The organism is Flavobacterium sp. MK4S-17 (genome assembly GCF_009848495.1).
Taxonomy (GTDB): Bacteria; Bacteroidota; Bacteroidia; order Flavobacteriales; family Flavobacteriaceae; genus Flavobacterium.
In genome coordinates this window covers 1-2,007 of the sequence record NZ_WWEP01000022.1, presented here as the reverse complement: position 1 = coordinate 2,007, position 2,007 = coordinate 1, and the positions used below count along the sequence as shown (strand labels likewise).

Sequence of the window (2,007 nt, the reverse complement as noted above, 5' to 3'; positions counted from 1 at the left end):
AGTTGGTTCAGAGCATCTGGTTTACACCCAGAGGGTCGGGGGTTCGAATCCCTCATCGCCCACAAAAGACAAACAAAGCCATTGGAATCCAATGGCTTTGTTTTTTTTTAAACACTTCACAATTGTTTAGCTGATTTTTCTTAAAAGAAACTCGTTTTTTTCATTAATTAATGGTAGCTTGACGCCCTTAAAGCTCGTCTTAAGTAAGTGGTAAAACGTTAGGTATAATTGTAAACAAACTATGGAAACAAATATAAACGACCAAACAGAAAAAGAATCTGTAGAAGTTCTTAAGAAAAAAAAAGAACTATACCAACAGAGATTAAGCTTAAGAAGTTTTACCTGGTGGGGATGGTTACTTGCAATAGTAATTGGCGGAATCGGAGGTTACAGCTTTTTTAGTATGAATTCATTTCACTCAATAACTCCTGAAAGAGTTATTCCATACATATTTATTGGAATTCTTTTCGGTTGTTTTACATATGCATATCCAATGACAATTTTAAGAATGAGTACATCAAATGCTCTCAGAAGAATTGAATTAGAGTTAGTTAAACACGGGACAGAAGAACTTCAAGAAAACATATCGGAAAACTTCTTTACAAAGCTGGTACAGATAAATTTTAAATATTTAGATCAATATTATTTACAGACTCAGGAACAAGCGGATAAAAGCTTTAGACTTGCATCATTTGCTTCAGTTGCAGGTCTTATAATAGTTATTATTGGAATAATAATGATGTTTTTTGACAAGACAAGTCCAGCATATGTAACGACAGGAGCAGGAGTTGTAAGTGAATTGATAGCTGCAGTTTTCTTTTATTTATATAACAAAACAATTTTAAAAATGTCTCAGTATCATCAAAAATTAGTTATTACACAAAACATAAGTTTAGCGTTGAAAATAACAGAAGATATGGACGGAGACAATAAATCTAAAATTCAAGAAATGTTGGTGGATAGACTAACAACTGACACAAACAAATATTTATCACTCCATTAGAAAATAGCTGTGTCCAACAGCAGTTTGTAAAATTTGGGTTTTAATGCTGAAATCAAACCAGTTTTTAGATTCAATTCTAGTATTAAAATCAATATGTAAAATCGTTTCAAATTAATCATTGTAAATTTCCAAAAAACGTCAAAATTGCAATTAGGTGTTCGATTGCAGTCCCTGACACCCCACCACAAAGTACAAAGAAGTTTTTACTCTTTGTCCTTTTTTATGCTTATCTATTTTCTTATAATTAGATAGATTTAATTTACTGCCTAATTGCATTTCATCCGCCTGTCAATACAGTAAATTCATTTTGCATCGCCGTTTAGGGAATCAATAAAAAATGGTCATAAAAAATCCCAAACTCTCATCGGAATTTGGGATTTTATATTGAGCAATTACTTTATTTTTTTATGATTTTAATAGTTTTCACTAAATCACCGCTAGTTACTTTAACAAAGTAGTTTCCTGATGGTAAATTCGAAAATTCTACTACTGCATCTTTCGCATTTATCGCTTTGTAATATAGTTCCTGTCCCAGTATATTATTTATACTTATACTATTAATTGTGCTTACATATTTAAGGTACAGCACGTTTGAAGTTGGATTTGGATAAAAGCTAAACTGTGTATCATCAAAAGAACTTGTACCCAATAACACTGAAACCGTTACTGGATATGGAGTGCTGCTACAGCCTTGGCTAGTTGTATTGACTGCGTAATAAGTAGCACCGTTAACCAAAGCTGTAGTGCCGCTCAACGGATTTGTATGTGATATTGCATCCGATTCAGAAGCATACCACACAACAGTTGACGGACTGATAATAATATCAGAGATTGTTGCATCACCGGAAACATCGCCGGTTATTACCTGGGACGATTCACCAACCGGGGATTCCGAATTGTTTATGGTTAAATTTAATATTGCCGTGTCGGTACATCCTGAAGCGTTAGTTGTAACATTGGTGTATGTTCCGCTTGTTGTATATGTAGTACCATTTTCAGCCCAT

General features: G+C 33.4%; 2 protein-coding genes. One reads left to right on the top strand and one right to left on the bottom strand.

Annotation, left to right across the window (positions count from 1 at the left end):
* Positions 1 to 241 precede the first annotated feature (241 nt).
* A complete protein-coding gene (locus GSF09_RS09025) occupies positions 242 to 1,003 on the top strand; it encodes a hypothetical protein (protein WP_159800624.1) in 762 nt (253 codons plus the stop codon).
* A gap of 397 nt (positions 1,004 to 1,400) precedes the next feature.
* Here the strand turns inward: GSF09_RS09025 and GSF09_RS09020 are convergent.
* Positions 1,401 to 2,007: T9SS type A sorting domain-containing protein (locus tag GSF09_RS09020; RefSeq protein ID WP_159800623.1), on the bottom strand; the 607-nt coding region annotated here is incomplete at its 5' end.